The sequence below is a fragment of the Alkaliphilus serpentinus genome (assembly GCF_009017255.1).
In the GTDB taxonomy this organism is placed as follows: Bacteria; Bacillota; Clostridia; order Peptostreptococcales; family Natronincolaceae; genus Alkaliphilus_D; species Alkaliphilus_D serpentinus.
This window is the reverse complement of sequence record NZ_WBZB01000051.1, coordinates 25,550-50,175: the sequence shown is the minus strand read 5'-3', so window position 1 is coordinate 50,175 and position 24,626 is coordinate 25,550. Positions and strand designations below refer to the sequence as shown.

The following is a 24,626-nucleotide window of genomic DNA, read 5'->3' as shown; positions in this document are numbered from 1 at the left end:
CTTGACATTGGGGGGCATTATAGTTGAATTATAGAGGGCTTCGCAACGTCGAAGCCTTTAAAGGTATTTTTTAAAACCCTATATAATTATCTAAAAATAAAAAAGAAATCTATAGTAGATTTCCACATCAATTCAACATTCATAATTCAACATTTAACATTTTCTTTTTTTCGATGTATAACTAAAAAATCTCCTGTCAATAATGAGAAGAGAAGAGAAGAGAGCTAGTTGTAGACATTGATGTTTTTTGTCCCCCTTTAACATCCTGTAGACCATAGTTCTCTTCTTTTCTATTCTATTCCATATCACAGGAGGACTATATATGAAAAAGCTCTTATTAATTTTACTATTCATTATTTCTCTAGCCCTTATAAGGCCATCTGTAGCGATATTTCAAGATGATGCTCCCTTTAATGAAGATGAAATGAAAATCCTATCGGCATTTGAGAAAAGTGGGGCTCAATTGGCAGAGGTTTCTACATACAAATCACTTCAGTTAGATAATCAGTATATAGAAATAGAAGAAATGGAGGTTATTATTGATGATTTAATTAGCCAACTCAATCTTAAGGGTGAGGTAATTCACTATGATAATACTGAGTATTATGACCCATATTTTTCTGATGAAACCCTTGATTTTGATGGAGATACCATATTGATAAGAAGAAATGAAGAAGATGGATACAATCAAATTACAGTAACTGCATTAGAGGAAATAGGAAGCATTACTACCATAATTGTTTATAGCTTTAACTCTTCTGAAATAAAAGAATCGTATATTATTATTGACATCGTAAAAAATAAAGGATATAAAGATATTGTGGAATTAAACAAAAAAAGCATTAAAGCATTAGAACCATACGGTAATGACATCGAAGGTACAATAGCAATGGTCGGATTTTATCCACATAAAAAAACTGAGGAAGAGACAAAAGGAATCATAAAGGATATCTCATTAGTGTTGAAGGCCAGTGTAATAGAAGAAGTACAAGATGAAGCATATAATAGTATTACCCTATATAGTCCATTCCTTACGAATACTATAGAATATCAAAATAAAAAAGTGAATCTTCAATTAGCCACAAGATATAATTCATACGAAGATCGAACCTATATATGGATAGCCAGTCCATTAATTTCGAATACTTATTAAAATTCTAAGGTTCATTCTATTGTTGATTCATGGACAGAAAGTGAGGAACCAAAAATTGGCGAAGATAATTGTCGAAAAGAGTAAGCCCCTCCGGGGTACCGTTAGAATTAGTGGTGCTAAAAATTCAGTACTACCAATATTAGCTGCTAGTCTACTATCTACAGAAAATTGCATTTTAGAAGAGGTACCTGATTTAAATGATGTAGATGTAATTTGTGAAGTTATAGCTTGTTTAGGCGCTGATGTAAAGCGATTAGAACGTGATAGAATAGAAGTGAATGGGCTATCCATAGATAATTACGAATCACCCTACGAACTGGTTAGAAAAATGAGGGCATCCTTTTTAGTGATGGGCCCCTTATTGGCAAGGATGGGAAAGGCTAGAATATCAATGCCAGGAGGGTGCGCCATTGGCACAAGACCTATTGATTTACATTTAAAGGGTTTTAAGGCTCTAGGGGCAGAAATAACCCTTGGTCATGGCTTTGTTGAAGCAAGGGCAGAAAAATTAATAGGCAATAAAATATATCTAGATTTCCCCAGTGTAGGAGCAACTGAAAATATTATGATGGCAGCTTCGATGGCTGAAGGCCAAACTGTAATCGAAAATGCCGCTGAAGAGCCTGAAATAACAGATCTTGCAAATTTCCTCAATAAAATGGGTGCTGATATTAAAGGTGCAGGCACGGATACTATTAAAATTAATGGAGTAAAGAAGCTAGGTGGAGCGGTTCACACCGTTATCCCCGATAGAATAGAAGCAGGTACCTTTATGGTGGCTGCAGCTATAACTGGGGGAAATGTATTAGTTGATAATGTAGTTATAGATCACTTAAAGCCAGTAATCGCAAAGCTGAAGGAAAGTAATGTAGAGGTAATAGAGGAAGGTAATGGGGTAAGGGTTATTGCTGTTGAAAGGCCTAAGGCAATAGATATTAAGACTCTACCATATCCGGGTTTTCCAACAGATATGCAGGCTCAGTTTATGGCTTTGATGACAGTAGCTCAGGGGACAAGTGTCGTTATAGAAACCGTCTTCGAAAATAGATTTATGCATGTAAGTGAGCTGGAAAGGATGGGTGCATCTATTAAAATTGAAGGAAGAAGTGCTGTGATTGAAGGGAAGTCACATCTTTTAGGGGCCCCTGTAAAGGCCAGTGATTTGAGGGCCGGAGCTGCATTGATTCTTGCGGGTCTAGTAGCAGAAGGTAGTACAGAAATCGGAAATACAAAGCATATCGATAGAGGCTACGTAAGAATTGAAGAAAAGTTAAAATCCTTAGGAGCAACAATTTATAGAGTAGAAGAGGAAGAGGAAGAATAATGTTCTAAACCTTTTATTATGCACATATACCTTATTATAATTTGACTATAAGGGAGGTGTACATAATGAGGGGTTTTTTTTATGCAATTTTATCCTTACTTGCTACAACACTTTTAATACCAATATTCATCATAACCAGCTGTGAAATAAAGATCCCTATCATTGATAAAGATAACCCTCCAGCCTTAGTAGAATCCGATTTATTGCTTAAGGTATATAACCATAAAACCAATAAAATAATGGAGCTGGATTTAGAAGAGTACATTGCCAATGTAGTTGCAGCAGAGGTACCTGCATCATTTCATATAGAGGCATTGAAGGCACAAGCTGTGGCAGCTAGAACATATGCAGTGTGGAAGCAGGACAAGGAAAATGCCAATCATCCAGGTGCTTCTCTTTGTACAAGTCATACCCATTGTCAGGAGTGGCTATCTAAGGATGAGTTAAGGGAAAGACACGGTAGACTCTGGATGTATCAAAACTGGCCTAGAGTTCAAGAGGCGGTAGAAGCCACGAAGGGGATTATCATCACCTATAACCTAGAACCAATTGAGCCCCTATATCACTCCACCAGTGGAGGTAAAACGGAAAACTCAGAGGATGTTTTTGCCAGTGCAGTCCCATATCTTAGAAGCGTATCGAGTCCCTACGAGGATAGATCCCCAGTGTTGGCGGACCAAAAAAAGGTTTCGAGTAAAGAATTTATAAACACCCTCAAAAATCGTAGAAGTCATATAAAACTACAAGAAAAAAACTTATCCAATCAAATTCAAATCCAAGAAAGAAGCAGTGGTGGAAGAATTACAAAAATCATTGTTGGTAATGAAGAATTCACCGGAAGAGAATTAAGAGAAATGTTTCAATTAAGATCTGCTGATTTTACAGTGAATGTCTCGGGGAACACAGTGATATTTCATACAAAGGGATATGGTCATGGCGTGGGGATGAGTCAGTGGGGTGCCAATGGTATGGCAGAGGAAGGCTATACCTATGAAGAAATTTTAACCCACTATTATCAAGGGGTTATGTTGAGTCAGTTGAAAAGCTACAGGTAAAGGCAATGAACAATGAATAATTAATAATTAAGAATGTAGAATTAAGATTCAAGATCCAATGTTGAATGTTAAATGTTGAATGTTAAATGTTGAATGTTGAATGTTGAATTAACGTATAAATTTGCTGTAGCAAATTAAAAATTTTTTTAGTTCCTAAATCCCTCCAATTGTATTATTTTATCAAAAGTGGTGATAATAGCAAGTGGAGGTGGTTTTATGTCATTTGAAAATAATAATAACGACAAAAAGGATTCAAAGAGATCTTTATACAACATCCTAGATAAGGAAGGCTTTTATATCATTCTATTTTTATGTGTATGTATAGTGGCTGTTACTGCAATATGGGTTTCAAATCAAGACAATAATTACGACTTAGCAGAAGAGGACCCTAGAATCGAAGATCCCGACGTTACACTGGTAGAGGATCCTGGAGAAGAGGACTTAGCTACTGATGAAGTAGCCAACGAACCAAACACCAATAATGAGGCTACTGGTCAAGAAAATACTACAGCCAATCAAACTCAGGATGTTAACGCTACCAACCAAGTAAATCAAGAGGTTGAAGAAGAGGACGAGATGAAAGAAGAGGATATGGCAACTTCAGCCCAACCAACTGTTTATAACATGATGATGCCAGTTGTGGGAAATTTAGGATTACCCTTTGCTGAAGACAGATTAGTTTTCCATAAAACTCTAGAGCAATGGAGTACCAATAAGGGCATTGATATCCATGGAGAAGAAGGAGCGGCGGTTAGGGCAGCTCTTGAGGGAGAAGTCATAGAAATTGTGAATGATACCATTATGGGTATCACAATTACCATTATGCATGATGAAGACTTATTAACTAGATATAGCAACCTTTCCACCGATGCAATGGTGAAGGTTGGAGATTATGTGAAAAAAGGGCAGGTAATTAGTGGAGTGGGTAAGACTTCATCCATTAAAGCTGTTGAAGGTTCATTATTGCACTTTCAAGTAATATATGACGGTAGACATGTAAATCCAGAAAACTATCTTCCGAAGTTTAATAACTAAATGAAATCTAAGCTTATATAAATAGTCCTATTTTTATAATCATTATAATAATAGGACTATTTTACTATTTATTTATTCAAATTTCTACATTTATTGACAAAAATAGCATAGAATATTATTATATTACTATCATTTACCATAAATTATAATATTAGCTATATTAATAATCACATATAAATACATCATCTTCAGGATTACTATAGCGGTTTTAAGGGGGACCCAGTGTGTTAAGAGTAAAAACTTCAGTGCTAATCCCAGGCCAGATGGTGGCCAAGGATATTGAGACGCCGGAGAATATGAAGCTGCTTATTAAGGGTAGTGTACTTACAAAATACTCTATTGACTTTTTATTGAAATGGAAGATTGAAGAAATTTATATTAAAGAAGAACTAGAAGAAATAATACACAATCGGGCCACTACTTTAGAACGTTTAACGGACTCCTACAACAAATCTTTAATCACGATTATAAGTTTTATGGAGGGTTTAAAGGTAAATAACCACATAGAGCTTGAAGAGGTTAGTGAGATTGTTGCTGAAATTGAAAAATTTGTGGATATAATGCCCTCCCTTAAGGTGATTAACCAGTTAAAGGATACTGATCATTATACCCATCAGCATAGTATAAATGTAGGGATTTATGCCACCTTTATTGGTCGATGGTTGGGCTTAAAAGGGGAGGAATTGAAAAAATTAACCTACTCAGCATTATTGCATGATGTAGGTAAGATGAAGATTCCCCCTGAAATATTAAATAAACCTGGATTGCTTACTCCAGCTGAGTACGAAATCATGAAGGGACATTCCAAAGAGGGTTATAATATTCTCAAAAACAATAAAGGCTTAGGTGAAGAAATTATCATAGGTGCCCTACAGCATCATGAAAGGGAAAATGGAAAGGGATATCCCCAGGGTTTAACCGGGGATAAAATTCATCTATTTGGTAAAGTTATTGCTATTGCAGATATCTATGATGCAATGACATCTAATCGAGTTTATAGGGGAAGGTTATCACCCTTCGAAACGGCAGAAAAGCTATTGGAAAGCAGCTATGGTGAATTGGATATAAGTATTACCAAACTATTTGTCGAGAAGCTATCTGACTTTTTTATCAGCTCTTTTGTTATCTTAAACAATGGCAAAAGAGCACAAATAGTAGCTAAGAATCAGAATTATCCAACTCGCCCCCTTATTAGATTAGAGGATGGTTTTATTGATTTGTCACGGGAAAAAAATCTTTGTATTTTAGATGTTATATAAATAATAAAAATTAATAATTGCGAATTCTTAATTCTAAAATCCATACCCCCTTCATATTATAGACTAAGACACTATGATTGAGGGGGGTTACCACTTGAAGGACTACATAGAGAATCGGGTGATGGAGATTGCAAACTATATTATTAAAGAAGGAGCCACCGTAAGACAAACTGCAAGCATTTTTGGTGTTAGTAAAAGTACAGTTCATAAGGATGTAACAGAAAGACTTCCAAAGATAAACCCTCTAATTTCAAATCAAGTCAAAGATATACTTGATTTAAATAAAGCTGAAAGACACATCAGGGGCGGTAGAGCTACAAAGATGAAATATAAATCTACAGGGATTTAGATTAATACTAGCTTCTCAAAACATTCAATCTCTCGAGGGGGAGATTGAATGTTTTTGCTGTTTTTTGGTGAAAAACCCATTAAATGTTGATGAAAAGCGAATCAAGAAATGAAATGAAAATTTATTACTAATTGTTGAAAAAAACCAAAAAAATAGAGGATTTTTTGTTGTAATATAGAAAGTATAGTTTATTGTGTGGAGTTTTTCTTGTCAGCTATTATAGACAAGATTCCAATAAAATTGCTGAATCGAAGGAGAGGGGAATAGAATGTTTGGTTCTGATATCGGAATAGACCTTGGCACTGCCAGTGTATTGGTATTTGTAAAGGGGAAAGGGATTACACTACAGGAGCCTTCTGTGGTGGCAATAGATAAAAATACAAATCAAATTCTAGCAGTGGGTCAAGAAGCTAGAAGAATGCTTGGAAGAACCCCTGGTAACATTGTAGCCATAAGGCCATTGAAGGATGGAGTAATCTCAGACTATGAAATGACGGAAAGAATGCTAAAATACTTTATTCATAAAACTGTAGGGCGAAAGCTATTCTTCAAACCTAAAATAATTGTATGTGTACCAAGTGGTGTGACTGAGGTGGAAAAAAGAGCAGTTATCGATGCTACCAATGAAGCAGGAGCCCGAATGACCTATCTAATTGAAGAACCAATAGCAGCTGCAATAGGAGCCGGATTAGACATATCTAAACCCAATGGACATATGGTTGTAGATATTGGTGGAGGAACTACTGATGTTGCAGTAATATCCTTAGGAGGAATCGTTGTAAGCACATCTATTAAAATAGCAGGAGATAAATTTGATGAAGCTATCATCCGTTATATGCGTAAGAAGCATAATATCATGATTGGTGAAAGAACTGCTGAAGAGATGAAAATTAACATAGGGTCTGCCTTCCCCCGTAATGAAGAGACCTATATGGATGTTAGAGGTAGAAACCTAGTTTCTGGATTGCCTGTAAATATTAAGGTATCCAGCAGCCAAATGAAGGAGGCCCTCGACGAGACGGTAACAGCAATAGCAGATGCTGTACATAGCGTATTAGAGAGAACGCCACCTGAGTTGGCCTCAGATATTGCCAATCAAGGGATTATTATGACTGGTGGGGGAGCCCTTCTTTGGGGATTGGATAAATTAATCGAAAAGCGGACAGGTATACCTGTTGTGGTAGCTGAGGATGCAGTGTCCTGCGTTGCAAAGGGTACTGGTAAAGCCCTAGATTCATTACACATTTTAGAGCAAGGCTTATCTCAATCAAGGTCAAGATACAGATAAAAAGTTACCAGATTTTTAAAAACCCTAAAGAATAGCTTGCGGGGCTAGTTCTCTTTTAGGGTTTCATTTATAAAATTTAGTTTAAAGTAATTGAAATTTTCACCGATAAATATATAGGAAGAATTTTAGATCGAGGTGGTTAAATGCTAAGAGGATTATATACAGCAGTATCAGCAATGCAAACTACTGAAAAAAGATTGGACGTAACAGCTAATAATATGGCCAATGTCAATACGACCTCCTTTAAAAAGGATGTTGTGATCACTGAATCATTTCCAGAGGTGCTACTACAAAAAATAAATGGTTCCCATTTACCAGAAGCCTTCAATAACTCCACCCAAACGGAAGTTCATAGAGTAGAAGGTGGATTCCAATTAAAAACTGAGGGCGGCTTATTTTCTACACAAAACTCCATAGGAGTCAGCTATAACCGTGAAATTCAATTTGCAGTAGATGCTGAAGGCTACTTAAGAACCTTTAGTAGAGATGCTGATGGACAGCTGGATACCTCATCAGGAAGTCTGGTGTTGGATACTGGTGGTAATTCAATATTTGTTGGAGAAGAGGCCTTTGAGATCAATCAACAGGGTCAGGTTATAGTAAATGGACAACCCCTAGCAAATTTAATCACTCGTGGACACTATAATACCATAGGAACCATTAATGGTGGATTAAGGTTAAACAGTATAGCCACCGACTTTTCACAAGGTTCAATGGAACAGACTGGTAACAGTCTGGATTTAGCCTTAAAGGGCGATGGCTTTTTTAAGGTTCTTACCCCAGAGGGAGAAGAACTATATACCCGTAATGGAAGCTTTACTCTAAATGCTAATGGTGAAATCATAACTGCTGAAGGCCTATTTCTTGCAGGTCAATGGGGTTCAATCTTAGCTCAGGATGGAAGTTTTCAGGTAACTGAAAGTGGAGAAATTTTAATAAACGGCGAAGTAGTAGATCAAATCGATATTCTAGAAATTGATAATATAAAGGATTTACGAAAAAGAGGAGAAGGTTATTTTTATCCAGAAGAAGGTGTTGAGATTCAGGCAACCGCCTTTACTGGTGAGGTTCTACAGGGTTTCCTAGAAGCATCCAATGTAAATCCTATCAGAGAAATGGTAGATATGATTAGTATATACAGAACCTATGAATCTAATCAAAAAGTAGTACGTAGTTATGACGAGTTGCTGCAGAAGGCAGTCAATGATATCGGGCGATTGGGATAGTAGAAACAGTGAAAAGTGAAAAATGATAAGTGAAAAGTGAAAAAATACAACATGGAACTTGTATGGTCTTCTTCAGACTTTAACTTTCAACTGGTATGTTATCTATCTTATAACTTTTAATTTTTAACTTTTAATTTTTCATTAAAATAAGGGGGTTTCTAAATGAGAGCATTATGGACAGCAGCATCAGGAATGAAAACACAACAGCTTAATATCGATACAATTTCCAATAACCTTGCTAATGTAAATACAACATCCTATAAAAAGCAAAAGGTGGAGTTTAAGGATTTACTATATGTTACATTAAGAAGAAACAATTTAGTAGAAGGAGAAGGTTCGCCAGTTAACCTACAGGTTGGACATGGTGTTATGGCTTCTTCAACTTCACGCTCCTTTATGACAGGAAGCTTAGAAAGAACGGAGAATACCTTCGACTTAGCCATTGATGGTGAAGGATTCTTTGCTATTGAAGGCCCCAATGGAGATATTTTCTACACTAGAGATGGAAACTTAAAGCTAAGCGTTATGGATAATGAAATGAAACTTGTTACTGCGGATGGCTATACAGTTCTATCAGATTTTGATGATGAAATTATATTTGAAGAAGGAATGCAAAATATCAATATTACAGAGAATGGTTTAATAGTGGCAGAAGATCAAGAGGGAGAACTACAAGAAATTGCTACATTAAAGCTGGTGAAGTTTGTTAATCCAGAAGGCTTAGAGTCTATTGGAAGAAATTTATATAAATCAACTACTGCATCTGGTGAAAAAATAGCAATGGAGGATGAAGGAAGAACAAGCAGCATTCTTCAAGGTTATTTAGAAACCTCTAATGTTCAGGTAGTAGACGAAATGGTGAGATTAATCACTGCCCAGAGGGCATACGAAATAAGCTCTAAGGCAATACAAACCAGTGATGAAATGTTAAGCACTGCTAATAACCTGAAGCGCTAGGAAGATTATAGATGAGAGATTATAGATATAAAACAGGTAGTAAGGAATAGGTAATAGGTTAAAGATAATGAACATTAGCTAGAGTTACTCACTGTTTGTAAGAAATTTGAAAGGAAACGATAAAAGATGAAAATTGATAACTCAACTATCATAAATAATACTCCTAAAATCCCTGAGAAGTTACCAGAGGATTCAAAAAGGCTGATGGAGGTTTGTCAGCAGTTTGAAGCCATTTTCGTAAATATGATGTTTAAGCAAATGAGGGCAACAGTCATTGATGGAGGCCTAACTGAAAAGAGTAATGCCCGGGATATCTACCAATCCCTCCATGATGAACAGCTTTCTGAGGAGATTTCAAAGGGTCAAGGCATCGGATTGGCTAAGGAGCTATACAATCAATTATCGGGAGCTACTAGGACAACAATTAGGAGACAAGAGTAATAATGAATGTCGAATGTTAAATGTTGAATGTTGAATGGTTGAAGCTTTACAATAGTAAAGCAAAGGCTTTATCTATCCAAAGAGATACTAAGTCAAGGGCAAGAGCTCTTGGCTTTTCCTTTTCTATAAGAAAGATTTATTCCGCTTAAAGACTTTCCCTCTGTATAATAATTAGGTATAATATACAATAATAGTAATGGATTTAAAATGGAAGGAGAAGTAAATAATGGAGTTAAATAATATTGAAATTCAAAAGATCATCCCCCACAGATATCCCTTTTTATTGGTGGATAAAATTATAGAAATGGAAGCTGGAAAATCAGCAGTGGGTATAAAAAATGTAACAATCAATGAACCTTTTTTCCAAGGTCATTTTCCGGGCCATCCTTTAATGCCTGGAGTGTTAATAGTTGAAGCATTGGCACAGGTGGCAGCAATAACCTGCATGGGGATTGAGGAAAACAAAGGAAAGCTTGGAGTCTTTACAGGTATTGATAACTGTAAGTTTAGAAAACAGGTTGTACCAGGAGATACCCTTAGACTAGAAATAGAAATGACTGCTCTTCGAAGGGGTATAGGAAAGGCAGAGGGTAGGGCTTATGTTGGAGATGAGCTTGCTTGTAGTGCAAATTTAACCTTTGCCCTTGTTCAACAACCATAAAGTAGCATTGTTCCTTGAGACCCCAAAGAGATTTAATCCACCAAAGGATTTATGACTTTATAACTACCCCTTAAAGGTAGTTTTTTCTTAATAAGAACTTAAAGGAAATAATGAGAGGTAGAGGATTAATGGCAAACAGAGATAAGCTGGCAAAATCGGCTGTAATAGTAATGCTAATCGTCTTAATTAGTAAAGCCATGGGATTTATTAGGGATGTTTTGATTGCATCAAACTTTGGTGCTGGAGATTTAACCGATACCTTTTTTATTGTTTTTAAAGCCAGCTCTATAGCCATTATACTAATTAATAGTGTGATTCAAACAACCCTTATGCCGGTATTAACGGATGTAGCAGGAAATAAGGTCAAAGGGAAGGAAATAGACTTTTTAAACGAAATAATTAATGCTTCTATTATTTTAACGGGGATATTAACTCTGTTGGGATGGATTTTTTCACCCCAAATTATAGAACTATTAGCTCCAGGCTTTAGTGAACAGCAATTTCAACTGGCAGTTCAGTTAAATAGAATGGGACTTCCAATAATCATAATAGTTGCTGTAACATCTATTATTAGTATATATTTACAATCAAATAGACAGTTTACCATACCAGCAGCTACAGGGATTGTATTAAATATCTTCTTTATTGGTTTTTTGACTCTAATGGCTCATAGCTATGGGTTGAAAGGTTTGATAATTGCAATGCTACTAGGCCACCTAGCACAGCTAATTTTCCAATTGCCATGGGCCTATGGTTATGGGTATCGTTATCAGCCTAAAATAAGTTTTGTTAATCCATATGTCAAAAAGACCGTTTTATTGGCTATGCCTGTTATTCTTGGCACAGCTGTACAACAGGTTAATACAATTATTGACAGAAACCTTGCTTCTAGGTTAACAGCTGGTAGTATATCGGCCCTAAGCTATGCTGCAAAGCTAGAGGATTTAATAGTAGGGGTATTCATTCTGACAATAGCCACAATATTCTTTCCCATACTATCCAAGGAGTTTGTTGAAGAAAACTATGGTAGAATGAAGTATGTAATGGGGTATGGCATAAATCTGATACTATTAGTAACAATACCAGCTACTGTAGGAATACTGTTGCTTTCATACCCGATCGTTCAGCTGCTTTTTGAGAGGAATGAATTTCGCCAGCAGGCTACCTACATGACATCCCAAGCCCTCCTATATTATTCTTTAGGTCTTTCAGGAATTGGTATTAGAGAAATCCTTAGTAAAATGTTTTATTCTTTGCAGGATACCAAAACCCCTATGATTAATGGGATGATAACCGTTGCTATAAACATAATCTTAAATTTGCTATTCGTTGGAAGGCTTCAGCACAGGGGATTGGCCCTAGCCACCAGTATATCCATAATCATATCCGCTATTCTGCTGGCAATAAGCCTGCGGAAAAAGGTTGGAAATATTGGAGGACGACATATTATCACTACAATGGGGAAAATTTCTTTTTCTTCTATCGTAATGGGGCTGGTGGTTTTTTTACTAAAAGAAAATTTGCTGATATATATGGATGGAGGTTTTATGAAAACTTCTGCAATCCTTGGATTTATAATCTTTACTGGCATAATAATATATATTGGTGTTTGTTATCTTCTGAGGGTAAAGGAGTTAATGGAGATCATAGAAAAAACAATAAAGTGGATTAGGTTAGATAAAATACTACAGGGGAGGAAATAATCAATGGATTTAAGAACTATAAAAAACTATGAAAGCTGGCTAACGGATTCTTTCTTTGACGAAGATACAAGAAGAGAGCTGGTTGAAATAAAAGGGGATATTAAAGAAATAGAGGATCGTTTTTACAAGGATTTAGAGTTTGGTACAGGTGGTATTAGAGGAGTAATTGGAGCAGGCACCAATAGAATGAACAAATATACAGTTGGTAGGGCTACTCAGGGCTTAGCAAACTACATAACAAAGAAGGGGATGGAGGCCCGTGAAAGAGGTGTGGTGATTGCCTATGATTCTAGACATATGTCTAGAGAATTTAGTGAGGAAGCAGCATTAATATTAGCTGCCAATGGCATTAAAACCTATTTATATGAAAATTTAAGATCAACGCCGCAGTTATCCTTTTCCATTCGGTATCTAAGGGCTACCGCTGGAATTGTTGTAACCGCCAGCCATAATCCACCGGAGTACAACGGCTATAAAGTATATTGGGAGGATGGAGCCCAGATAACCTCAGAAGCAGCAGAGGGCATTATTGAGGAAATCAATAGAATCTATGACCTAAGGGATATTATAAAGCTGAATACTCAGGAAGCAAAAGATCAAGGACTACTGAAGATTATTGGTAAAGAAATGGATGATGCTTTTATAGAAGCTGTAAAGGGTAAATCCTTAAGGGGAGAGATTATTCAGGAAGTGGCAGAAGATTTTAAAATTGTATACACACCCCTCCATGGTACGGGAAATCTACCCGTTAGAAGGGTTTTGTCAGAGGTTGGCTTTGAAAATGTAATTGTAGTTCCCCAGCAGGAGCTACCTGATCCTGAATTTTCTACCGTTGGCTATCCCAATCCAGAGGACCCAAAAGCCTTTGCACTAGCCATTGAGTTGGCTGAAAGGGAAGGGGCCCAAATCATTATAGGTACAGACCCAGATTGTGATAGGGTTGGGGTAGTTGTAAGAAATCCTGAGGGAAAATATGTACCCCTTACTGGAAATCAGGTTGGGGCTTTGCTGGTTGATTATTTACTAAGTACCCATAAGGAGAGAAATACTCTACCAGATAATGGTGTTATTATAAAAACCATCGTTACAAGCGAGATGGGTAGTACAATAGCTGACTATTATGGAATAAAGTCCTTAAATACTTTAACGGGTTTTAAATACATAGGTGAAAAAATAAAAGAGTTTGAGGAAACCGGGGAATATAAGTTTATATTTGGATATGAAGAAAGCTATGGGTATTTAGCTGGTACCCACGCCAGAGATAAGGATGCTGTGGTTACATCAATGCTTATTTGCGAAATGGCTGCTTATTATCATCGATTAGGGAAAACCCTCTACCAAGGGCTACTATCCCTATATGATCAGTATGGTTATTTTGTCGAAAGCCTTATATCCATTACATTAAAGGGAAAAGAAGGAATGGATAAAATGAAAAAGACCCTTGCTAGCCTCAGAAATAATCCTCCTAAAGAGATAGCAGGGATGAAGATTATTGCCCTTGAAGATTATTTAGGACAAAAAAGAATATTTACCAATGGCAATCAGGAAGAAGTCCTACTACCTAAGGCTGATGTAATCAAGTTTTTCGTAGAGGATGGATGGATCGCCTTAAGGCCCTCGGGAACTGAACCAAAGCTTAAGCTCTATGGAGGAGTGAGGGGTAATAGCTTGGAAGGGGCCCAAGAAACCCTCCATAAACTCTTAGACTCTGTAAAAGAGCTGTTATAGAGTGAGTAGGGTCCTTCTATAATGAATTAATGGGGTGGGATAGATGAAGATTTTATTAGTGGATGATGAGAGACTTTTGATTAAGGGTTTGTCTAAGAGCCTACAGCAGGAAGGCTTTGAAGTAACTGCTACCTATGATGGTGAAGAAGCTCTGGCGGTATTTGAAAGACTTGCCTTTGACTTTGTGATCTTAGACTTAATGCTTCCTAAAATTGATGGGATAACCCTCTGTAGGCGAATTCGAGATAAATCAGATGTACCAATAATAATGCTAACCGCTAAGGATAGTGATATTGACAAAATAGTAGGCCTAGAGCTGGGGGCTGATGATTACATGACTAAGCCCTTTAATACTAGGGAGCTTATAGCTCGAATTAGGGCAATAGGTCGTCGAATAGAAAAGGATAAAGGAAAAGAGAGCCATAGAGATAAAATCCATCAATGGGGCCAGTTATCTATGGATATTGAAGGTAGATTGGTGAAGGTAAAGGGAAGAGAAATTGATTTAACACCAAAGGAGTTTGATATTTTAGCCCTGTTGATCACCAATAGGGGAAGGGTTTATACTAGGGAGCAAATATTTCAGCAAATATGGAATGAGCCCTGCTTTGATACCAGAACAATTGATGTCCATATAAAAAACCTTAGGGAAAAGCTAAGGGATGACGACAATCAATCACCTATGATACAGACAAAGTGGGGGGTTGGATATTATTTCAGAAGGGATTGATGTTATGATCTTTTCTATCCGAAGTAAGCTTACCATAATATTTATTATGTTAATATTAGTGCCTTTGGCAGTTATCAATTACCTATCCATTAGTAATATGCAGGAATCTATTTTCAGTGAGGTGGAGGTTAATACCCTCAAATCTGCCAATGTTATTGCTGGTATAAGTAGAGATGGTTTCGACGATATCCCAAATCTTAAATCAACCATTAGACAGTATAGCACCCAAATAGAAGGAAGATTATTGGTTATAAATCAAGCCAAAGAAGTACTAATTGATAGCTTTAATCTTTTAGAAGGTGGAGTAATAGATAATAAAGAAATTCGAAATGGATTAAATCTTCAGGAAAGGATAGGCTATTACAGCCTAGATGAAAGAATCCTTCAGGTAGGAGTACCCATCATTAACGCTAATAATGGTGAGAGGAGGGCTATAGGTGTTGTAATCCTTTCTCTATCCGTTGAAGATTTATTTCGGGAGGTTGAAGGATTTAGACAACGACTATTGTTTATATCAATCACTGCACTGGTTATAGGGATTCTTGTTGCTTTTATTGTCAGTAGTCATATAGCAAGACCCATTATAGCCCTTTCTGACACTGCCAAACGTATTGGTAGGGGGAATTTAGGGGAAACTTTAGATATAAAATCTAAGGATGAGATTGGTAGACTTGTTGAGAACTTCAATCACATGAGCAAAGAGCTTTACAGAGTAGATAAAGGCAGGATGCAGTTTATTGGGGATGTATCCCATGAACTTAAAACTCCCCTTGCTGCTATGAAGGCCTTAATCGATTCTTTGCTTTATGGAGAAGAGGACATCGATGTATTTAAGGAATATCTTAGGGATATGGATATGGAGATTGACCGCTTAACAGAGCTTATTAAGGCTCTCTTGAGCTTAACAAAGCTAGAAGAAACAGGCATCAATCCACAATTAACCCCAATTAAAGAAGAAGTTGATGATGCTATTAAAATCTTAAAGCCCCTATGGCAGCAGAAGGGGATACAGGTAAGGAATGAAATGAGTGGTGATGTTAAAGTCCTTTGTGACAAAGAAAGGATTAAAGAGGTTTTTATAAATTTGATTGGTAATGCTATAAAGTACTGTGATATACATAAAGATGTTAAGGAAATAAAAATAAAAGGTAAAATAGAAAAAGATGCTTTTACCCTCTTAATAGAAGACAATGGAATCGGTATTGGTGAAAAGGACTTGGAGCATATATTTGAAAAATTCTATAGAACAGACTTTTCTCGCTCAAGGGATACTGGCGGTGCTGGTATAGGATTATCCATTGTTGAGGGGATCATTAAACTCCACAATTGGAGGATAGAAATTGTCAGTCAGAGAAAAGTGGGTACAACCTTTATTATTACCATTCCTAAGAATTCCTTTGAGATTTCTTTATAATTTCTTTACAATTCTTAATAGGGTCTTTAGATGACGGGTTTATAATAATAAATGTAAAATACAATTTAGAACGAGAGGAAGGATATTATGAAGAAGCTTATGGTTATTCTATTCATAGCAGTTTTAGCCCTAACTATGCTGGCTTGCGGTAGACAGGTGGAGGAGGTGCCCCAAGATCAAGATCCAAACAATAATGGTAATGGTACTGTTGTAGACCCTAACCCAGCAGATGAGGAAAAGGAAGTTACCCTTTATTTTATGAATCAAGAATATATTGAAACCGGGAATGAAGAAGTAGAGAAGGTAATTGAAGTAAAAAGGGAAGTAACTGTTGGAGAGCAATCCTTAGAGGAGGCTGTAATGGCAGAACTCCAAAAGAAGCCAGAGGAAGGCATGTATACTTCACTGGAAAATATTAAAATTTTAAGTGTTGAGACTGTAGAAAACACTGCTTATGTAAACATATCCAGTGATGGTTTATATGGGGGTTCCTTAGAGGAAATCTCTTTAATGAATCAAGTTGTATTAACACTAACAGACTTGCCTGATATAAAGGCTGTACAATTTTTAGTAGATGGAAGCAAAAGAGAAACCTTAATGGGTCACTTTTTAATAGAAGAGCCCATCACAAGAGAAGATATAGGATTCTAGTAATTCAACATTCAACATTGAAGGTTCAACATTTAAAAAAAGCCCCAGAGGGGGCTTTTTTTAATGTTTTTTAGTACTATAGTACCCCTATGCAATTGATGGAATAAATGAGATAATAAAGAAAAAGGTCGAAATACAAAGAAAATTGAAAAAATGAATGGCTGAAATTAAGAATGAATTTGGTTTTTCAGTTATGGTGGGGGATGGGAATTAGTAGTTAGGACAGGCTATTATTACATATTTTTCACTTATATTAAAAGTATATTACAAAGCAGATATTTTATAAAATCTATGGTAAACTGTATTTAGTGGATGTATTGGAAAAATTTTGGCGGTGATAAAATGAAAATAATAATTATTGTTTCACTATTAGTTTTATATTTTTTATTAGATTCAAACACCGTAGATGAGAAACGGAAAGATCCTTCATATTGATAAATATACTATTTTCCCCCTCCTCCTTCTATAGGCCCAAGACTTGGGTCTGTAGTTTTTTTTGACATTATAAACATTGTTACAACCTAATATATTTGGTAATATTAAAATAAGCTTAAAGGATTGGAGGCCTAACATGTCATTTATAGCTGTTTTTAATGAAATTGCAATTCTTTTTTTACTGGTTTTAGTTGGGTATTTAGCTAGAAAAAGAAATTTTATAAATGATGAGGTTAATAAGGGACTAAGTGCTTTAATTCTACAGTTTACTTTGCCAGCCTTAATCATCAAGTCTATGCAATTTTCCTTTTCTAAAGAGGTTTTAGTAGGTAGCTTGCATATCATTCTTCTCTCATTATTTGTGCACGGATTTTCTATTTTAGTGGCTTTTATTTCACCATATATATTAAAGGTGAAGGGTGCTAAAAAAGATATCTATCAGTTTATACTGATATTTTCAAATGTAGGATACATGGGTTATCCAATACTATTCACCTTATATGGAGAAATCGGAGTTTTTTATGGTGCCCTATTTAATATTCCCTTTAATGTATTGCTATGGACATTGGGGGTTGTAATTATATCGAGAAATAGCAACAAAACAGTGGAGGGTATTAATTATAAAAAGGTCCTCCTAAATCCAGGTATTATAGCTGTAGTGATTGGGTTTTTCTTATTCATATCATCGATTGAAATCCCATATATTCTTTTTAAAACCTTAGATCTACTGGGAAACACAACAACACCCCTATCAATGCTATTAATAGGAGGAATGCTGGCAGAATTGCCTGTTAAAGAGGTCTTTCGAGAAGAAAAGATTTTAGGGCTTTCCTTTATTCGTCTAATTTTTATACCCTTTGCTGTCTATACAGTTTTAAAGCTTCTTAGAATAGATGATTTTCTTTTAGGAGTATCGGTTGTAATTGCTGCAATGCCAGCGGCAGTTAATACGGCAGTTTTAGCTTCCATATTTGATGTAGAGCCATATGTAGCATCTAAGGGTGTTTTTATTACAACTCTACTGTCGCTATTAACGATCCCCCTATTAACTTTTATTCTTTAAGCATAACAACAAGCCTCCAAAATCTTCGGAGGCTTGTTGTTATGCTATTTTAAGTTTTTAGTTTTTCTATTTCCCTCAGTATTCTATAATATTTTACAATTAGATCATCAAGCCTGTAGTTTAACTCATATATTTCTTCAATTTCTGCATCACTTTCCAGTAGCTTTATGAGGTTACCCTTCTGCACTTCAATTTCCTGCTTTAGCTCCATAAGGCGATTCATTGATATACCCCCTATCAGTAAACCACTTAACCCCTCCATCAAAACCTTCATTTGCTGATGCTATTTATATTTATACCTAGTATAGATATAGATTAAACAAAAACTGCAAAAATCCTAGTTTTTGGGGTCGAATTTTAATTTATGATACTATTTACCCATATAAGAATATATAATGATACTAGGTTATTTACAGATAATAGTGAAAGATTAATAGTTTTAAATGATAAATGTTGAATGTTGAATTTATGTGAAAATTTGCAGAGCAAATTTAAATGAATCTAGCTAGTGGTTAATTTGGAATTCAAGAAGGGAATATTATTATGGATAGGCTATTAGATATACTAACTAAAGAGTTTATGGTAATTTTTATTGCTGCCATGCCATTAATGGAGCTAAGAGGTGCAATACCCATCGGTGTTTCCTTAGGGATGCACCCTTTACATGCCACTGCATTGGGAATAATAGGGAGCCTGTTGCCAGCACCATTTCTACTGGTCTTTTTAAAGCCTGTTTTTATTTATTTGCGCCAAAGAAGTCTTTTGAAAAAATTCGTTGACTCTACTATTAAGCGCACAATTAAAAAGAGTGGTAACATCAAAAAATATCGTGTTATCGGATTAATATTGTTTGTTGCAATACCCTTACCAACTACAGGGATATGGACGGGCTGCTTAGCAGCAACTTTATTTAATATTCCCTTTAAGGTAGCCCTTCCGGCTATTGCGCTAGGCACCACCATAGCGGGGGTTATAATGTTTGTATTGAGCTATGTGGTAATGGCAATGTAGCAATGTTGAATGTTGAATGTTGAATTGTTGATGCTTCGATGGTTCGAAGCTATAATTATAATCCTTTAATAACAAATATAGAAGTGAATAAGACCTTAATAAACTGGTTACAAAATTATTAATTATAAATTATTAATTATTAATTGAATTTTATGTTGACATCCTAAAAACTCGATGTTATCATATTCTAAGTGTTAATTTCATAAAAATCTTGATGACCTTATCAAGAGCGGTGGAGGGAATGGGCCCTATGATACCCGGCAACCATATTCAGTATGGTGCTAATTCCTACAGAATTAATGATTCTGGCAGATGAGGTGAGCTTTTAAGTAAGCATTTAACCTCTTCCTGTGGAAGGGGCTTTTTTAATTTTCCCATAAAGGAATAGAATGCTTGAATTTAATCCTTTTAAATGGGTATATTACTACCAAAACGTAAAAAACTCTATTTTTTATGTAGAGATTTTAATAAATACAAAGGATAATAAGGAGGTTGAAAAATGGCTAGAAGACTTTTTACTTCAGAATCAGTTACAGAAGGACATCCAGATAAAATTTGCGATCAAATATCAGATGCAGTGCTAGATGCTATTTTTGAATTGGATCCTAAGGCAAGGGTTGCTTGTGAAACCAGTGTTACAACCGGATTAGTTCTAGTAGCAGGAGAAATTACTACTGAATGCTATGTGGACATCCCTAAGGTGGTTAGAAGAACTATTGAAGAGATAGGCTATACAAGGGCTAAATACGGCTTCGATTGTGATACTTGTGCAGTATTAACAGCAATCGATGAGCAATCACCAGATATAGCTATGGGAGTTAACGAAGCCTTAGAGAGTAAAAAGGGTGAAATGGTAGATGAGATCGAAGCTATAGGGGCTGGAGATCAAGGGATTATGTTTGGCTTTGCCTGCAATGAGACACCAGAACTTATGCCTTTACCTATATCCTTGGCTCATAAATTAGCTAAAAGATTGTCTGAGGTAAGGAAAAATGGAACCTTATCCTATTTAAGACCCGATGGAAAAACTCAAGTTACTGTTGAATATGAGGGTGACAAGCCTGTAAGAATTGACACCATCGTTATCTCTACCCAACATGGACCAGAGGTTGAGCAAAAAGAAATAGAAAGAGATATGATTGAGCATGTTGTTAATAAGGTGGTACCTTCCAATTTGTTAGATAACAAAACCAAGTATTTTATTAATCCAACTGGTCGATTTGTAATTGGGGGACCACAAGGAGATGCTGGATTAACAGGAAGAAAGATTATTGTTGATACATATGGTGGATATGCCCGTCATGGCGGAGGAGCCTTCTCTGGTAAAGATCCAACAAAGGTAGACCGTTCAGCTGCTTATGCTGCAAGGTATGTTGCTAAGAACATTGTTGCTGCAGGTTTAGCTGACAAGTGTGAAATTGAGTTAGCCTATGCAATAGGCGTGGCACAGCCGGTTTCAATTCTTGTAGAAACCTTTGGAACAGGTAAAGTGGATGAAGAAAAACTAGGGGAGTTAGTTAGAAAGCACTTTGACTTAAGACCAGCAGCCATCATTAGGGACTTAGATCTTAGAAGGCCTATATACAGACAAATTGCTGCCTATGGTCACTTTGGAAGAACCGATGTAAATCTTCCATGGGAAAAGACGGATAAGGCTGAGATTCTTAAGAAGGAAGCAGGGCTGTAGGATCAGTTAATACTAATAGTGAAAAGTGAATAGTTGTAAAACAATTAGGGGATATGTACAAAAGCTTATTCCCCTTTTTAATGTTGAATGTTAAATGTTGAATGTTGAATTAATGTAGAAATTTACTGTGGTAAATTAATTAATTATATTTTGTATTTAATCTTTCGCATATATTTTTTTAGTAATAACCTATTACCTATTCCTTATTCCCTATTACTTGGATGTTTTGTGCTATAATATTAACTATGAAGACAAGCCTAGGAGGAAAAGATGATGGTAGAACTAGAAGGAAAGCTAATTGAAATCATATATAAGAATGATACAAATGGATATCTAGTAGGGCTATTATCTACTCCCGAAGAGGATGTAACGATAGTTGGCTGTTTACCTACCCTCAAAGAGGGGGAGGGTTTGTCAGTAAAAGGAAACTGGATTCTTCATCCCACCTATGGGAGGCAGCTGGAGGTTAAAGAATTTAAGCCAGTGCATCCTTCTTCAATAGAAGGTATTATTAATTACCTCTCATCAGGAATTGTAAAGGGTATAGGGGAGAAGATGGCAAAGCGTGTTGTAGAACATTTTGGAATAGATACCTTGGAGATTATGCAATATAACCCCCATAAGCTAATGGAGGTTTCAGGTATAGGAGAGGCCAAGGCCGAGGCAATAGCCCATGCCTTCCATGAGGAACGGGAGCTTAGGGAGATCGTTTTTTTTCTATCCAAATACGGGGTTTCTCCAGTTTATGCTGTTAAGATTTATAAAAGGTACACAGAGGCTACCTTGAAGGTTATCCATGAAAACCCCTATAGGCTTGCAGAAGATGTTATAGGGATAGGCTTTCGTAAGGCAGATGAAATTGCAAAATCTATGGGAGTTCCCGAAGATTCAGGATATAGAATTCAAGCCGCTGCAAGATATACTATGAATGGACTACACGGTGAAGGACACACCTATGCTCCTCTAAAATTGTTGATAAGAAAAACCCATGAATTAACTGGATGCAACCATCAACTGGTGGAGGAATCTATTCAAAATTTAATGTTGGATCAAAAACTCCATTTAGAAAAGCATGAGGATGAGTTTATTGTATATTCAATGGCCTATTACTATGCAGAGTCAAATGTGTGTAAGGCCTTGGTTGCTTTAGCCCAGAGAAGCCTTGAACCGATAGCTACTGATATAAATAAAGTTTTGGAGGATTTACATAAGGAAGAAAAAATTCAACTGGCGGATCGACAGAAGGAAGCAGTCATTCAAGCTACAGAAAATGCTATCATGATCATCACTGGTGGTCCGGGTACAGGAAAAACAACAATTATAAAAGCCCTCATTAAGATATTAGAAAGGAATGACAAAAAGCTATTGCTTGCTGCACCAACCGGCAGAGCTGCCAAAAGGATGACGGAGGCAACAGGCAGAGAGGCAAAAACAATCCATAGACTGTTGGAGTTGGGTTATTCTGAAGACGATGAGAACATGGTTTTTCAAAGAAATGAAGAAAATCCATTAGATGCAGATGTAATCATCATTGATGAAGGATCTATGGTGGATATATTATTAATGAACAACCTTCTTAAAGCCATAGATGCTAGAACCAGCCTCATATTTGTGGGTGATGTAGATCAGCTCCCCTCAGTGGGGGCTGGGAATGTATTAAAGGACATAATCGATAGTGGCATCATTAAAGTTGTCAGATTAACAGAGATATTTCGACAAGCCCAAGAAAGTATGATTATTGTCAATGCCCATAGGATTAATGAGGGCAAAGAGCCACTGTGTAATGTTAAAGAAAAGGATTTTTACTTTCTTTCTAAACGACCGGGGGAGGATATGGTTTATAAATTGTTGTCTTTGGTAAAGGATAGACTCCCTAATCATTACAACCTGGAAAGCTCAAGGGATATTCAAGTGATTTCTCCCATGAAAAAGGGGGAAGCAGGCACCTTAAATCTAAACAAAGCCCTACAGAACGGCTTAAATCCTGCTGAAAAAGATAAGAAGGAAAAGGAATTTAGAGGGAAGCTCTTTAGAGTAGGGGATAAGGTGATGCAAATAAAAAACAACTATTCACTGAAATGGACAAATATAAGTCCCAATTCCGTTGAAGAAAAGGGTGAGGGAGTATTTAATGGAGATATTGGCTATATTACTGAGATCAACAGTGAAGATAATGAAATGGTGATTCTATTTGATGATAGTAGATTAGTGATTTATGATTTTTCTCAATTGGAGGAGCTTGAACTGGCCTATTGTATAACTGTTCATAAAAGTCAGGGTAGTGAATTTCCAGTAGTGGTAATGCCCATCACTTGGGGCCCTCCAATGCTCTTAACACGAAATCTTCTGTATACTGCTGTCACCAGAGCTAAAAGCTTGGTTGTTCTTGTAGGCACAGAGTCCTATCTTCACCAAATGATTAAGAATGTAAGAACAATCGAACGTTACTCAGGCTTAGGATTTAGGCTAAAGAGATACTTTGACTTCCACAGCATAAAACAGTAAATAATTTGCAGGAAAAAATAAAAAAATGTAGAAAACTATGTTTAAATACTAGTGAAAATTGAAAAGTGAAAAGTGCAAGAGAATAATGAAGAACGATTGTTATTTAATATTTTTATTATTTAATTCTGTTTCAACATCTTTTATAAATTCTGATACAACTTTTAACCATTATTAAATACTTAAACTTTTAATTTTTAATTTTTAACTTTTAATTTATCCAGGAGTTTACAATGAAGAACCTAGATATCTTCTACTCTAACTACATTAAACCCTATATAAATGCTTTTTGGGAGTTATTATATCCCGTGGGCATCAGCTGTATTGCCTGCAAAGGTCCTTTAGGTGGTAATGAAAAATACAGTCTTTGTCCAAGCTGCTACGACAAAATACATTTTTTTCATAAGGGTAGATGGATACAGATCCCATCAATCCATGACAATTCCTTTATTAGGGTTTATTCTCCTACAGCATATGATGAAATTACTAAAAAGCTGGTGGCTAGACTAAAATATAATAACGAAACCTATTTAGCAAGAATTATGGCTGAAATCATGATGGACTACCTTTATAAAGAAGAATTATATTTTACTACCATTGTTGCCGTGCCACTACATGCAAGCAAAAAAATCAGTAGAGGATTTAACCAAGCATTTCTCTTGGCAGAGTATATAAGTAAGCTTAGTAAAGTGCCTAATATCGAGAAAGGATTAAGCCGACATAAAAATACTAAAGCAATGCATCTTTTAACCAAGGAAGAGCGCAGAAAGAATGTTGAAGATGCCTTTATTATAAGAAATCCAAAGGAATTTTATAATCAACACATACTTCTGATTGATGATATTGTTACTACGGGTGCTACCCTTGAGTCATGTAATAAAGCACTTGTAGAAGCAGGAGCTGCGTCTGTAACCGCTATAACCTTTGCAAGAAGAATGAAGGAGGAGGGCTAAT

General features: G+C 36.1%; 22 protein-coding genes and 1 riboswitch. Of the genes, 21 read left to right on the top strand and 1 reads right to left on the bottom strand.

Features of this window, described 5'->3' with window-relative positions:
• Nucleotides 1-322 precede the first annotated feature (322 nt).
• The 17 genes from F8153_RS13760 to F8153_RS13680 all read left to right on the top strand — a co-directional run bounded on the left by F8153_RS13760 (nucleotide 323) and on the right by F8153_RS13680 (nucleotide 18,472).
• A complete protein-coding gene (locus tag F8153_RS13760; RefSeq protein ID WP_151866937.1) occupies nucleotides 323-1,153 on the top strand; it encodes a YwmB family TATA-box binding protein in 831 nt (276 codons plus the stop codon).
• A gap of 55 nt (nucleotides 1,154-1,208) precedes the next feature.
• Nucleotides 1,209-2,477, top strand: a complete 1,269-nt coding sequence (gene murA, locus F8153_RS13755) for a UDP-N-acetylglucosamine 1-carboxyvinyltransferase (protein ID WP_151866936.1) — start codon at nucleotides 1,209-1,211, stop codon at nucleotides 2,475-2,477.
• 65 nt (nucleotides 2,478-2,542) lie between these two features.
• A complete protein-coding gene (gene spoIID / locus F8153_RS13750; protein ID WP_151866935.1) occupies nucleotides 2,543-3,532 on the top strand; it encodes a stage II sporulation protein D in 990 nt (329 codons plus the stop codon).
• A 216-nt stretch (nucleotides 3,533-3,748) separates the two neighbouring features.
• Nucleotides 3,749-4,567 carry a M23 family metallopeptidase gene (locus tag F8153_RS13745; protein ID WP_151866934.1) on the top strand — a complete coding sequence of 273 codons (819 nt, stop codon included), beginning with the start codon at nucleotides 3,749-3,751 and terminating at the stop codon, nucleotides 4,565-4,567.
• A 224-nt stretch (nucleotides 4,568-4,791) separates the two neighbouring features.
• Nucleotides 4,792-5,826, top strand: a complete 1,035-nt coding sequence (locus tag F8153_RS13740; protein WP_151866933.1) for an HD-GYP domain-containing protein — start codon at nucleotides 4,792-4,794, stop codon at nucleotides 5,824-5,826.
• A gap of 94 nt (nucleotides 5,827-5,920) precedes the next feature.
• On the top strand, nucleotides 5,921-6,175 hold the full coding sequence (gene spoIIID, locus F8153_RS13735) for a sporulation transcriptional regulator SpoIIID (RefSeq protein WP_151866932.1): 255 nt from the start codon (nucleotides 5,921-5,923) through the stop codon (nucleotides 6,173-6,175).
• A 268-nt stretch (nucleotides 6,176-6,443) separates the two neighbouring features.
• Nucleotides 6,444-7,463: a rod shape-determining protein gene (gene mreB, locus F8153_RS13730; protein ID WP_151866931.1), complete on the top strand. Its 1,020-nt coding sequence runs from the start codon at nucleotides 6,444-6,446 to the stop codon at nucleotides 7,461-7,463.
• A 143-nt stretch (nucleotides 7,464-7,606) separates the two neighbouring features.
• Nucleotides 7,607-8,689, top strand: coding sequence for a flagellar hook-basal body protein (locus tag F8153_RS13725; protein ID WP_151866930.1), 1,083 nt, complete (start codon nucleotides 7,607-7,609; stop codon nucleotides 8,687-8,689).
• Between the two features lie 162 nt (nucleotides 8,690-8,851).
• Nucleotides 8,852-9,646 (top strand): flagellar basal-body rod protein FlgG, encoded by a 795-nt coding sequence (gene flgG, locus F8153_RS13720; RefSeq protein WP_151866929.1) that lies wholly within the window; start codon nucleotides 8,852-8,854, stop codon nucleotides 9,644-9,646.
• Between the two features lie 126 nt (nucleotides 9,647-9,772).
• Complete coding sequence (locus tag F8153_RS13715) at nucleotides 9,773-10,087, top strand: rod-binding protein (protein ID WP_151866928.1); 315 nt, start codon at nucleotides 9,773-9,775, stop codon at nucleotides 10,085-10,087.
• A gap of 226 nt (nucleotides 10,088-10,313) precedes the next feature.
• The gene (fabZ, locus tag F8153_RS13710; protein WP_151866927.1) at nucleotides 10,314-10,748 is read left to right on the top strand and encodes a 3-hydroxyacyl-ACP dehydratase FabZ; all 435 of its coding nucleotides are present in this window, start codon (nucleotides 10,314-10,316) and stop codon (nucleotides 10,746-10,748) included.
• A 128-nt stretch (nucleotides 10,749-10,876) separates the two neighbouring features.
• Nucleotides 10,877-12,451, top strand: a complete 1,575-nt coding sequence (gene murJ / locus F8153_RS13705; protein ID WP_192929826.1) for a murein biosynthesis integral membrane protein MurJ — start codon at nucleotides 10,877-10,879, stop codon at nucleotides 12,449-12,451.
• A gap of 3 nt (nucleotides 12,452-12,454) precedes the next feature.
• Nucleotides 12,455-14,179 (top strand): phospho-sugar mutase, encoded by a 1,725-nt coding sequence (locus F8153_RS13700; RefSeq protein WP_151866925.1) that lies wholly within the window; start codon nucleotides 12,455-12,457, stop codon nucleotides 14,177-14,179.
• Between the two features lie 43 nt (nucleotides 14,180-14,222).
• Nucleotides 14,223-14,909 carry a response regulator transcription factor gene (locus F8153_RS13695; RefSeq protein ID WP_151866924.1) on the top strand — a complete coding sequence of 229 codons (687 nt, stop codon included), beginning with the start codon at nucleotides 14,223-14,225 and terminating at the stop codon, nucleotides 14,907-14,909.
• Complete coding sequence (locus F8153_RS13690) at nucleotides 14,884-16,323, top strand: sensor histidine kinase (protein ID WP_151866923.1); 1,440 nt, start codon at nucleotides 14,884-14,886, stop codon at nucleotides 16,321-16,323. Before F8153_RS13695 ends, F8153_RS13690 begins: the two co-directional genes overlap by 26 nt.
• 87 nt (nucleotides 16,324-16,410) lie before the next feature.
• Entirely contained in the window at nucleotides 16,411-16,974 is a 564-nt protein-coding gene (locus tag F8153_RS13685) for a GerMN domain-containing protein (RefSeq protein WP_151866922.1), read from the top strand.
• A 571-nt stretch (nucleotides 16,975-17,545) separates the two neighbouring features.
• On the top strand, nucleotides 17,546-18,472 hold the full coding sequence (locus tag F8153_RS13680; protein ID WP_151866921.1) for an AEC family transporter: 927 nt from the start codon (nucleotides 17,546-17,548) through the stop codon (nucleotides 18,470-18,472).
• A gap of 49 nt (nucleotides 18,473-18,521) precedes the next feature.
• Here the strand turns inward: F8153_RS13680 and F8153_RS16235 are convergent, their stop codons facing one another.
• On the bottom strand, nucleotides 18,522-18,695 hold the full coding sequence (locus F8153_RS16235) for a hypothetical protein (RefSeq protein WP_192929825.1): 174 nt from the start codon (nucleotides 18,693-18,695) through the stop codon (nucleotides 18,522-18,524).
• A 320-nt stretch (nucleotides 18,696-19,015) separates the two neighbouring features.
• On the opposite strand from F8153_RS16235, the gene F8153_RS13675 reads away from it, so the two are divergent.
• The 4 genes from F8153_RS13675 (at nucleotide 19,016) to F8153_RS13660 (ending at nucleotide 24,625) form a co-directional block, all read left to right on the top strand.
• A complete protein-coding gene (locus F8153_RS13675; RefSeq protein WP_151866920.1) occupies nucleotides 19,016-19,483 on the top strand; it encodes a COG2426 family protein in 468 nt (155 codons plus the stop codon).
• A gap of 217 nt (nucleotides 19,484-19,700) precedes the next feature.
• Nucleotides 19,701-19,802, top strand: a riboswitch (SAM riboswitch).
• A gap of 180 nt (nucleotides 19,803-19,982) precedes the next feature.
• Complete coding sequence (gene metK / locus F8153_RS13670) at nucleotides 19,983-21,170, top strand: methionine adenosyltransferase (protein ID WP_151866919.1); 1,188 nt, start codon at nucleotides 19,983-19,985, stop codon at nucleotides 21,168-21,170.
• A 273-nt stretch (nucleotides 21,171-21,443) separates the two neighbouring features.
• Nucleotides 21,444-23,675, top strand: a complete 2,232-nt coding sequence (recD2, locus tag F8153_RS13665) for an SF1B family DNA helicase RecD2 (RefSeq protein ID WP_151866918.1) — start codon at nucleotides 21,444-21,446, stop codon at nucleotides 23,673-23,675.
• 230 nt (nucleotides 23,676-23,905) lie between these two features.
• The gene (locus tag F8153_RS13660; protein WP_151866917.1) at nucleotides 23,906-24,625 is read left to right on the top strand and encodes a ComF family protein; all 720 of its coding nucleotides are present in this window, start codon (nucleotides 23,906-23,908) and stop codon (nucleotides 24,623-24,625) included.
• Nucleotide 24,626: the final 1 nt, after the last annotated feature.

What these genes read in the sequence shown, in the direction of transcription:
- F8153_RS13760 (WP_151866937.1), top strand. Translation starts at nt 323, where the DNA reads ATGAAAAAGCTCTTATTAATTTTACTATTCATTATTTCTCTAGCCCTT.
- spoIID (WP_151866935.1), top strand. Translation starts at nt 2,543, where the DNA reads ATGAGGGGTTTTTTTTATGCAATTTTATCCTTACTTGCTACAACACTT.
- F8153_RS13745 (WP_151866934.1), top strand. Translation starts at nt 3,749, where the DNA reads ATGTCATTTGAAAATAATAATAACGACAAAAAGGATTCAAAGAGATCT.
- mreB (WP_151866931.1), top strand. Translation starts at nt 6,444, where the DNA reads ATGTTTGGTTCTGATATCGGAATAGACCTTGGCACTGCCAGTGTATTG.
- F8153_RS13725 (WP_151866930.1), top strand. Translation starts at nt 7,607, where the DNA reads ATGCTAAGAGGATTATATACAGCAGTATCAGCAATGCAAACTACTGAA.
- flgG (WP_151866929.1), top strand. Translation starts at nt 8,852, where the DNA reads ATGAGAGCATTATGGACAGCAGCATCAGGAATGAAAACACAACAGCTT.
- F8153_RS13715 (WP_151866928.1), top strand. Translation starts at nt 9,773, where the DNA reads ATGAAAATTGATAACTCAACTATCATAAATAATACTCCTAAAATCCCT.
- fabZ (WP_151866927.1), top strand. Translation starts at nt 10,314, where the DNA reads ATGGAGTTAAATAATATTGAAATTCAAAAGATCATCCCCCACAGATAT.
- murJ (WP_192929826.1), top strand. Translation starts at nt 10,877, where the DNA reads ATGGCAAACAGAGATAAGCTGGCAAAATCGGCTGTAATAGTAATGCTA.
- F8153_RS13700 (WP_151866925.1), top strand. Translation starts at nt 12,455, where the DNA reads ATGGATTTAAGAACTATAAAAAACTATGAAAGCTGGCTAACGGATTCT.
- F8153_RS13695 (WP_151866924.1), top strand. Translation starts at nt 14,223, where the DNA reads ATGAAGATTTTATTAGTGGATGATGAGAGACTTTTGATTAAGGGTTTG.
- F8153_RS13685 (WP_151866922.1), top strand. Translation starts at nt 16,411, where the DNA reads ATGAAGAAGCTTATGGTTATTCTATTCATAGCAGTTTTAGCCCTAACT.
- F8153_RS13680 (WP_151866921.1), top strand. Translation starts at nt 17,546, where the DNA reads ATGTCATTTATAGCTGTTTTTAATGAAATTGCAATTCTTTTTTTACTG.
- F8153_RS16235 (WP_192929825.1), bottom strand. Translation starts at nt 18,695, where the DNA reads ATGAATCGCCTTATGGAGCTAAAGCAGGAAATTGAAGTGCAGAAGGGT.
- F8153_RS13675 (WP_151866920.1), top strand. Translation starts at nt 19,016, where the DNA reads ATGGATAGGCTATTAGATATACTAACTAAAGAGTTTATGGTAATTTTT.
- metK (WP_151866919.1), top strand. Translation starts at nt 19,983, where the DNA reads ATGGCTAGAAGACTTTTTACTTCAGAATCAGTTACAGAAGGACATCCA.
- recD2 (WP_151866918.1), top strand. Translation starts at nt 21,444, where the DNA reads ATGGTAGAACTAGAAGGAAAGCTAATTGAAATCATATATAAGAATGAT.
- F8153_RS13660 (WP_151866917.1), top strand. Translation starts at nt 23,906, where the DNA reads ATGAAGAACCTAGATATCTTCTACTCTAACTACATTAAACCCTATATA.